This window comes from Desertihabitans aurantiacus (assembly GCF_003344635.1).
Classification (GTDB): Bacteria; Actinomycetota; Actinomycetes; order Propionibacteriales; family Propionibacteriaceae; genus Desertihabitans; species Desertihabitans aurantiacus.
In genome coordinates, this window is the sequence record NZ_QPKK01000167.1 from 1 (window position 1) to 8,995 (window position 8,995).

7 protein-coding genes are annotated in these 8,995 nt (G+C 75.1%); 4 read left to right on the forward strand and 3 right to left on the reverse strand.

From position 1 onward, the window contains the following. Window positions 1–1,675 (forward strand): S8 family serine peptidase (locus DVA66_RS13345; protein ID WP_114560529.1); only part of this gene is annotated, 1,675 nt, incomplete at its 5' end. Window positions 1,676–1,684: 9 nt separating this feature from the next. On the opposite strand, the gene DVA66_RS13350 is transcribed toward DVA66_RS13345, so the two are convergent. Both DVA66_RS13350 and DVA66_RS13355 read right to left on the reverse strand, forming a co-directional pair. After that, window positions 1,685–2,656: a DNA-3-methyladenine glycosylase family protein gene (locus tag DVA66_RS13350; protein ID WP_232821948.1), complete on the reverse strand. Its 972-nt coding sequence runs from the start codon at window positions 2,654–2,656 to the stop codon at window positions 1,685–1,687. Then, the gene (locus DVA66_RS13355) at window positions 2,653–3,393 is read right to left on the reverse strand and encodes a DUF3152 domain-containing protein (RefSeq protein WP_157973990.1); all 741 of its coding nucleotides are present in this window, start codon (window positions 3,391–3,393) and stop codon (window positions 2,653–2,655) included. Before DVA66_RS13355 ends, DVA66_RS13350 begins: the two co-directional genes overlap by 4 nt. Before the next feature lie 146 nt (window positions 3,394–3,539). Here DVA66_RS13355 and DVA66_RS13360 point away from each other — a divergent pair, with 146 nt between their 5' ends. Next, entirely contained in the window at window positions 3,540–4,814 is a 1,275-nt protein-coding gene (locus DVA66_RS13360; RefSeq protein WP_232821949.1) for a YibE/F family protein, read from the forward strand. A gap of 12 nt (window positions 4,815–4,826) precedes the next feature. On the opposite strand, the gene DVA66_RS13365 is transcribed toward DVA66_RS13360, so the two are convergent. Then, window positions 4,827–7,454: an alpha-L-fucosidase gene (locus tag DVA66_RS13365; RefSeq protein ID WP_114560531.1), complete on the reverse strand. Its 2,628-nt coding sequence runs from the start codon at window positions 7,452–7,454 to the stop codon at window positions 4,827–4,829. 184 nt (window positions 7,455–7,638) lie between these two features. Here DVA66_RS13365 and DVA66_RS13370 point away from each other — a divergent pair, with 184 nt between their 5' ends. After that, the gene (locus DVA66_RS13370) at window positions 7,639–8,313 is read left to right on the forward strand and encodes an ion channel (protein ID WP_232821950.1); all 675 of its coding nucleotides are present in this window, start codon (window positions 7,639–7,641) and stop codon (window positions 8,311–8,313) included. A 52-nt stretch (window positions 8,314–8,365) separates the two neighbouring features. Then, the gene (locus DVA66_RS13375) at window positions 8,366–8,947 is read left to right on the forward strand and encodes a YdeI/OmpD-associated family protein (protein WP_114560532.1); all 582 of its coding nucleotides are present in this window, start codon (window positions 8,366–8,368) and stop codon (window positions 8,945–8,947) included. Window positions 8,948–8,995: the final 48 nt, after the last annotated feature.

The following is an 8,995-nucleotide window of genomic DNA, read 5'->3' on the forward strand; positions in this document are numbered from 1 at the left end:
CGGCGAGCAGGTGCCGACCCCGCAGGGCAGCCCGGCCGAGGCCATCCTGGTGGTGGCCGAGCTCACCGAGGCCGAGGCCGCGGCGGTCGAGGACCGTCCCGACGTCGAGGCCGTGGTGCCCGACGTCCGGCTGCGGATGGCACCCGCGGTCGCCTCGAGCAGCCGGGCCGCCGCCGTGCCGTGGGGGCTGGACCGGATCGACCAGCGCAGCCGCTCCCTCGACGGGGTCTACCGCACCCCCACCACCGGCGCCGGCACGGTGGTGGCCGTGGTCGACGGGGGGATCAGCTACGGCCACGCCGAGTTCGCCGGGCGGATCCTCACCGAGGACGACTGGGACTTCGTCGGCCGGGACGTCGACGACCCCGACGACGGGGACGCCTCCGCCGCCGAGTGCACCAGCGGCGCGGGCCGCGGCCACGGCACCCACGTCGCGGCCACCGCGGCCGGGGCGACCCTCGGTGTCGCTCCGGGCGCCTCGCTGCTGCCGCTGCGGGTCTTCGACTGCGAGGGCTACGCCACCTTCGCCGATCTCTACTCCGCCTTCCACCACGCGCTCGCGCTCTCGCGGGAGCTGGACCAGCGGATGGTCGTCAACTACTCCGGCGGCGTCTACACCGACGAGCTGGACGACGACGGGCTGGAGGCGGCCCGGCTGATCGAGGAGAAGGTGGCCGAGCTGGTCGCCGCCGGCGTCCCGGTGGTGACCGCGGCCGGCAACGCCGACGTCGACTCCTGCCTGTCCAGCCCCGGCCGGCTGCCCGAGGTCATCAACGTGGCGGCCTCCACCTCCGCCGACCGGCGGGCGGAGTTCTCCGACCGCGGCCGCTGCGCCGACCTGTTCGCCCCCGGGGTGGGCATCCGCTCGGCGTGGGTCGGGTCGAAGACGGCCACCACGGTGCTGGACGGGACGTCGATGGCCGCCCCGCACGTGACCGGGGTGGTGGCCCGTCTGCTGCAGCGCTCGCCGCGGGCGACCAGCGCGCAGGTGCGGCGGGTGCTGACCGACCAGGCCACCTGGGACGTCGTCGCCGACAGCGCCGGCACGCCGAACCGGCTGCTCTACGCCGACCTCCGACTGGCCCCGCCGTCGGCGCCGACCTCGGTGGCGCTGCGCACCGACCACGCCCGGCAGAGCGTCGTCCTGTCCTGGAAGGCCCCCACCCGCTACAACGGGCCGACCATCACCGGCTACCGGGTGACCCGCTCGGGCACCGACTCCCGCGGCACGGGCCCGGAGAGCGTGCTGGTGGCCCGCACCGAGCTGGCCAAGACCTTCCGCTACCTCGTCCCCGGGCGCAGCTACACCTTCACCGTGGCCGCGGTGAACGGGGCCGGCACCGGCCCGGCGGCGACCACGAAGGTGACCGTGCTGAAGCCCCCGGGGAAGCCGATCACCCCGGTGCTGCGGTCGGGCTCGACGACCGACTCCCCCGTCTCGGTCACCGTCGACTGGGACCGTCCCTCAGGCTCGTCCCTCACCTCCTACCGGGTCACCGTCCGCCGCACCTCGGACGGGGCGACGAAGACGGTGACCGTGCCCGCGAGCTCGAGCACCTGGGTCAAGGTCACCGGGCTGAGCCGCGGCAAGACCTACACCGCCACCGTCCGCGCCGTGAACGCCGCCGGGCAGGGCCCGCTCTCGAGCACCTCGCCGTCGGCCACCGCCCGCTGACCCGGGACGTCAGGACCGGCCGCGGGTGGCGCGGGGGGTGTGCGTGGGCAGGGTCGTCCGCGGGCCGCGACGCGGTGGCCGGGGTGCGGTGAGCTCGATCAGCAGCTGCACCCGGAAGCGGTGCCCGCGGTAGGGCTCGAGGGCCTCCAGCGCGGCGTCGTCGTCCCCCTTCACCCCGGTGAGGGCGTAGCTGAGGTGGCCGCCGACGTGGTAGTCGCCGATGCTCCAGGCGTCGGCGTCGCCGTGGGAGCGCTGCCGCACCTCCGCCGAGGTCCACGGCCCGATCCCGGGGAAGGAGCGCAGCGCCCGGTCCACGTCGGACGACCCGCGTCCGCCCAGCCGCTCCAGCGCGCTGCCGCGCACCGCGGAGCGCACCAGCGGGGCGCTGCGGCGCTGCTCCACCCCGGCGGCCAGGAACCGCCAGCTCGGGATCCGGGCCCAGGTGGCGGCGTCGGGCGGCAGTCGCAGGCCGTACGCGGTGGAGCCCGGGTCACGCGCCGGCCCGGGCGCGGGCTCGCCGAACTCACGGACCAGCAGCCGGAACGCCGACAGCGCCTCCTCGCTGGTCACCACCTGCTCCAGGCAGGCCGGCGCGAGGGCCTCGTGCACGCGGTCGCTGGCCCCGATCCGCAGCCCGTGCAGACGCCGGGCCGCGGCGAGCAGCACGGGGTGGCGGGGTTCGAACCCCGACGGGTCGTCCTCGGCACCGAGCAGCCGGGGCGCCTGCTCCAGCGTCCACTCCGCACCCGGTCCCCAGGCCTGCACCCGCACCCCCTCGGGCAGGGCCACCCAGACGCTGGTGGCCGGGCCCTCCGGCGTCCGGCTGGCCCGCCACCACTGCCCGTCCGACAGCCGCCGGTGGGTGGGGTCGGCCACGCCGTGGCGCAGCTTGCCCAGGTTGAGCCGGACCGCCAGCAGCGGGTCGCCGTGCAGCCGGACCAGCCGGACGGCGCCGTCGGCGGGCCGCGCGGCCCCGGTCACCGGTCGCTGGACTTGACCCACGGATGCGGTTCGCACTCGCCCACCGACTTCGTCTGCTGCATCATGATCGGCGCCCGCTCCCCGGCGGCCGGGCAGTCGACGTGGTCGTAGCCGAGCCGGTGCCCGACCTCGTGGTTGACCAGGTACTGCCGGTAGCCGGTGATGTCGTCGCCGTAGGGTTCGGCGCCGAACACCCAGCGCTTGGCGTTGAGCACCACGTTGTCGCCGTTGCGGCAGGACACCTCGCCGCGGGTCAGCAGCGGGGCGCAGAGCTCGTCGGTGGTGTCGGGGGTGGTGACGTAGATGGTGAAGTCGTAGCGGTCGCTGCGGCCGACCAGCTGGAAGCGGACCGAGCCGTCGCCGGTCCAGCTGCGCTCGTCGTCGAGGATGCCGGCGATCGTCTTCGCGGTGGCCTCGGCGTCCAGGTCGAGGTCGCGCTCGACCCGCACCCGGTAGCGCAGCACCTCACCGCGCTCCCCGCTCGGCTTGCGGGTGGTCTTGGCCACCGTGTACTCCTGCGATCCCGCCGTGGGGACCGTCGGCTCCGGGGAGGGCTCGGGCTCGGGTTCGGGCGGCGGGGTGGCGTCCGGGTCGGCGGTCGGGCCGACCAGCTCGGTCTCGGCCGGGGCCGGCGGCGGGACGGCCGGGGGGGCGGCGTCCAGCTCGGCGGCGGGGCTGATGCTGCGCACCCCCACGATGCCGATCGGCAGGGCCAGCACCAGTGCGGCCACCAGCACCCAGAGACGGTAGTTCGGTCGGGCGGGGACGGCGCGGCGGGGTCGAGAAGCTGCCCGGCGGGGGGAAGACCCTCCGGTAGGGTGCGAGACGTCGGCGGACGCCGTGTCCGTCGGATCGGTCACGATCATCAAGACTAGGCGAACTCGTGTCTCACACCCATCTCCACCACAGCGGGCCGTCGACCCCGGAGTCGGCCGAACGGCAACGCCGGGCCCTGCGCATCCTCGTGGTGGCCCTGGTGCCGCTGGCGGTCTGGACCCTGGTCGGGCTCGTCGTGATGTGGCCCACGAACGTCGAGGAGCACATCCGCTCCGACGCCTCCACCTACTCCGTCGAGGGCGTGACGACGCCGGAGGGCCGGATCGTCAACGTCTCGGAGGTCAACTGCGACGGCCTGGAGGGCTCCAGCCCGGGCACCGAGAGCGTCTGCGCCGACATCGGGGTGGAGATGCTGCAGGGCCCCGAGCGCGGTCAGACCGTGCACGTCACGCTCACCTCGGCGGTCTACGACTCCGGGGTCGAGGTGGGCCAGCGGGTCAGGCTGTTCCGGGTGCCGATCCCCGACGCCCCGGCCGGCTACCAGTTCTCCGACTTCTCCCGCCAGGTGCCGCTGGTCGTGTTCACCCTGGTCTTCGCCGCCGGCATCGTGGCCGTGGCGCGGCTGCGCGGGCTGATCGCGCTGGTCGGGCTGGCCTTCGCCGGCTTCGTGATGATCAGCTTCATGTTCCCCGCGCTCATCAGCGGCTCCAACCCGGTGATGGTGGGGCTGGTGGGCAGCTCGGCGATCATGTTCGTCGTCCTCTACGCCACCCACGGCTTCAGCACCCGGACGTCGACGGCGCTGATCGGCACCCTGGCGGGGCTGATCGTCTCCGCGGCGCTGTCCTACGGGGCGGTGGAGTGGGCCCACCTCACCGGGGTGGCGGCCGAGGACGACTTCCTGCTCTCCAACAGCGCCCCCGACCTGACGCTGTCCTCGGTGGTCATCATGGGCATCATCATCGCCAGCCTGGGCGCGCTCAACGACGTCACCATCACCCAGGCCTCCGCGGTGTGGGAGCTGGCCGAGACCGAGCGCGACGCCGGCAAGATCTTCCGCCGGGCGATGCGGATCGGGCGCGACCACATCGCCTCCACCGTCTACACCATCGCCTTCGCCACCGCCGGCGCCTCGCTGGGCGTGCTGCTGCTCATCACCATCTACGCCCGGCCGTTCTTCGACGTGGTGCAGCAGGAGCAGTTCGCCGCCGAGGTGCTGCGGACCATCGTCGGCTCGATCGGGCTGGTCGCCGCGCTGCCGCTGACCACCGCGATCGGCGCGGCCCTGGTCAGCCTGACCCGGCGCGACGGCGAGCCCGAGCTGCAGCCCGACCAGCGGCGTCCGCACAACGAGGGCGACGAGCTGCTCGACCTGCACTGAGCCCGCGGGCCCTCAGCGGCGGGAGACCACCCAGCCCTGCTCGGCGAGCGGGGCGAAGACCTCCTCGACGGTGCGGGTGCCGAACAGCGGTCCGGACGGGGCGTCGACCACGACCGTGATCGGGGCGTCGGGGGTCCCGTAGCCCCAGAACGGGGTGTCGGAGTCCTCGCCGTCGGACGCCGCCACGTGCAGGGTCGCGCCGGGGGCGAGCTCGACGTCGCGCAGCTGCTCCAGCGAGCGGAACGGGCGCTCAGCCGACCCGTTCCCGGCCACCGGTGCGGCGCAGTCGAGGTGCACCTCGGTGGGCCGGCCCGGGTCGGCGACCAGCTGCTCGTACAGCCCGAGCCGGGCCAGCGACCAGGCGGCCCGCGCCCGCTCGACCCGCACCCGGAACCGGCGGGCGTGCACGGGGGCGGACAGCCGGTGCACGCGGTGGACGCCGATCGTCCCGGCGGCCGCGACCTCGACCCAGCCGCCGTCGAGGTCGGCCTCCACGACGTGGCGCTCGACCACCTGCCCGTGCCCACCCACCCCCTCGGCCAGCACGACCCGGTCGACCCGGCGGACCCGTCCGAGGTCGATCTCGACCGCTCCCGGCTCGGCGGTGCGGCTCGCCCAGCTGCTGCGGGCGCTGCCGTCGGTGACCCGGTCGGTGGTGCCGCCGGGGACGGCCACCGGCAGGCCGAGGGCGTGGTCGAGGGTGAAGGCGCGGCGGCGCTGGGCGGCGAAGTCCTCCAGCGCCCGGACCGAGGCCGGGGCCAGCGCGCCGGTGGTCGTCGGCGGGGTGTTGAGCAGCATCACCGAGCCGCGCCCCACCGTCGCCTCGTGGTGCTCGAGCAGCTCCGGGCCGCTGAGCGGCACGTCGTCGGGGTGGGCGAACCAGCCCGGGGTGAGCTTCATGTCGGACTCGGTCGGCCACCAGTGCAGCGCGGTGGCGTCCTCCCCGGCCGCCCGGACCAGGTGGACGCGCGAGCCGACGTCCTCGAAGGCGGCCCGGCCGGCCAGCTCGAGCTTGCCGCCGTCGCCGGCGTCGACCACCGGCACCGGCGCCCACTCGTCCTGGCGGGCCAGCCCCGCCTCGTTGCCGACCCAGCGCACGTCGCGGCCGCCGACGGCGATCACCGCGCCGGGCTGCAGGCGTCCGATGAGGTCGTAGAAGGCCGGGTAGTCGTAGTGCTCCTCGTGCTCGGTGTGGCCCTGCGCGCCGTCGAACCACACCTCGTCGACGCGGCCGTAGCCGGTCAGCACCTCGTACAGCGTGTTGAGGAAGTAGGCGCCGTAGTCGGTGGCGGGGTAGCCGAAGACGGGCAGGTCGGCGTCGGCGCGGTCGTCGCCCTCGACCAGGGTCGGGATGGTCCGCTCGGAGCGGGGGCTGCCGTTGCCGAACACCCCCTCCCGCTCCTGGTGCGAGTCGGCCGGGGACAGGTAGAGCCCGACCCGCATCCCGTAGCGGCGGCAGGCCGCGGTGAACTCCGCGACCACGTCACCGGCGCCGTCGCGCCAGCCGGCGGCGGCGACGGTGTGGCGGGTGTAGCGGGAGGGGTAGAGCAGGAAGCCGTCGTGGTGCTTGACGACGAGCACCGCCAGCCGGTGCCCGGTGTCGCGCAGGGTGCGCACCCAGCCGTCGACGTCGAGCTCGCCGGTCGGGGCGAAGCGGGCCGGGTCCTCGGTGCCGTGGCCCCACTCCTGGTCGTAGAAGGTGTTCATCCCCACGTGCAGGAAGGCGGTGAGCCCGAGCTCCTGCCAGGCGAGCTGGGTCGGGCTGGGACGCAGCAGGGCGGCCTTGGCCAGCACCTCCCCCGCCTCGTCGTCCGGGTCGAGGGCCAGGTGCGGTCCGGGCGCCAGACCCGCCGGCGGGGCGGGCACCGGGTCGGTGACCCAGGACGGCTCGGGCTCCTCCGACGCGCCGCCGGTGGTCGGCTGGAGCCGGAACCGGTCGGGGTCGTCGAGCGGCACCCCACCGCGGAGCCGCACCCGGGTGACGAGCACGGCCGCGCCGTGGCCGCCGCGGTCGGGGTGGACGTCGCAGCCGATGCCGAAGGTGGTCTCCAGCCCGGGGTGCAGGGCCATCGGCGCGGCGGAGACGACCGGCGGCAGCGGCTCGCCGTCCAGCCGGACCTCCAGGACGGCGCGGTCGCCGGTGAAGACGTGGTGCAGCGACAGCCGGTGCGGCACGCCGACCTCGGGGGCGGCCACCGAGGCGAGGTGTGGGGTGCGGGCCTCGTCGTCGCCGTCGAAGCCGTAGCGCAGCCGTCCGTCGACCAGCTCCACCCGCAGGTGTCCGCCGGCGGAGAACCAGGTCGCCGGCGGCACCGCACCGGTGGCGGGGATGTCGTCGGCGCTCGGCACCAGCTCGAGCTCGGCCACGAAGGAGGTGGTGGCGCTGGCGCGGCCGAGGACGAGGTCGGCGGCCTCGAACCGCAGCCCCTGCCGCCTCCCGTCCAGCCGGACGCCGCCGGCGGCCTGCTGCTGCTCCCCGCCCTCGACCCGGCGCACCAGACCGCGCATCCGTTCCCCGCCGGTGGTGGTGTAGGCGTCGGTGCCGACCAGCGACCCGCCGAAGACGACGTCCAGGTCATCCGATGTCTGCTCGGCGCGGTCTGGCTGCGCGGGTTCGGTGGCGGGAGGGGTGACGGGCACGGGCGGATCTCCGTCCTAGGGGTGATGGATGGTCGCGAGTGGTTCGACGGGGACATCATGCCCGTTCGGGACCGGCCTCCGCTCACCACGGCGGACGCCCGACAGGTCAGGCGACTCGACACGCTGCCCGGCCGGCTCCTCGCGGGGACGGCTCCACCGGTCGGGCCGGCTCTACCCTCGGCAGGTGACGCCGCGTCGACTGATCACCACCTACCCCTGCGCCGTGCTGATGCTGGTGCAGCTGGCCAGCATCCTGGTCTACCCCTTCCTCGACAGCGGGGGCCCGGGCCGGGCGGCGTTCTCCGTCGTGGGGGTGGCGGCGGTGGCCCTCGCGGTCTACGCCGTCCGCTCGACGCCGGCCCTGACCTGGGTCTCGGTCACCCTCGGCGCCCCGCTGCTGGTGCTCACCTTCCTCGAGGCGGCCCTGCCGGTGCCCGGGGTGGTGCTCGCCTCGGGCGTCGTGCACGCCCTGTTCTACTTCTACACCGGCTACGCGATGATCCGGTACATGTTCGCCGACGACCACGCGACCGTCGACGAGGTGTGGGCCACCGGGGCGGCCTTCACGGTGCTGGCCTGGGGTTTCGCCTACGCCTACTCCGCGCTGCAGGTGGTCTGGCCCGGGTCGTTCACCGCGGGGGTGGACCCGGAGCAGCCGCGCACCTGGATGGAGCTGCTGTTCCTCAGCGTCACCACGCTGACCAGCACCGGGCTCTCCGACATCGTGCCGCTGCTGCCGCACGCCCGCTCGCTGGTGATGCTGGAGCAGATCGCCGGGATGCTCTACCTGGCCCTGGTGGTGGCCCGGATCGGGGCGCTGCTGGCCCGCCGCGGTGGCAGCCGCGTGCACGGGGAGTGAGCGGCGGCGCCGGGGGCTGCCGGACGGCTCGCGTCGGCCCTAGGGTGCGGTCATGGCCGAGGTGGTCCTGACCGCGGAGAACTCCGTGCACGCCGAGACGCTGGCGCAGTGGCGCGACTGGCTGGCCGAGCACCACACGCGCCGCGAGGGCGTCTGGCTGGTGCAGTGGCGCCGGCACACCGGACGTCCCCGCCTGGAGTACGAGGACGCGGTCTGCGAGGCGCTGGCCTGGGGCTGGATCGACAGCACCGCCGGCACCGTGGACGTCGACCGGACCCGGCTGTACTACGCCCCGCGCCGTCCGCGCAGCGGCTGGTCGGCGCCGAACAAGCGCCGGGTCGAGCGGCTGCTCGCGGAGGGGCGGATGCAGCCGCCCGGGCAGCGGGCGATCGACCTGGCCCGGGAGAACGGCGCCTGGACGCTCTACGACGACGCGGAGCGGCTCGTCGTCCCCGCCGACCTGGCGGCCGCGCTGGGGGCGCGACCGGGTGCCCGCGAGCACTGGGACGCCTTCCCGCCCTCGGCCCGCAAGGTGGCCCTGTCCTGGCTGGCCGAGGCGCGTCGGGAGGAGACCCGGGCCCGGCGCGTGCTCGGCGTCGCCGAGGCCGCCGCGCGGGGCGAGCGGGTGCGCTGAGCCGACGGCCGGTTCAGCCGGCCAGGGCGCCGGCGACCACCGTCGCGT

Bases quoted from the DNA above. Each gene is read 5' to 3' on its own strand.
- DVA66_RS13375 (WP_114560532.1), top strand. From the start codon at position 8,366: ATGGCCGAGGTGGTCCTGACCGCGGAGAACTCCGTGCACGCCGAGACG.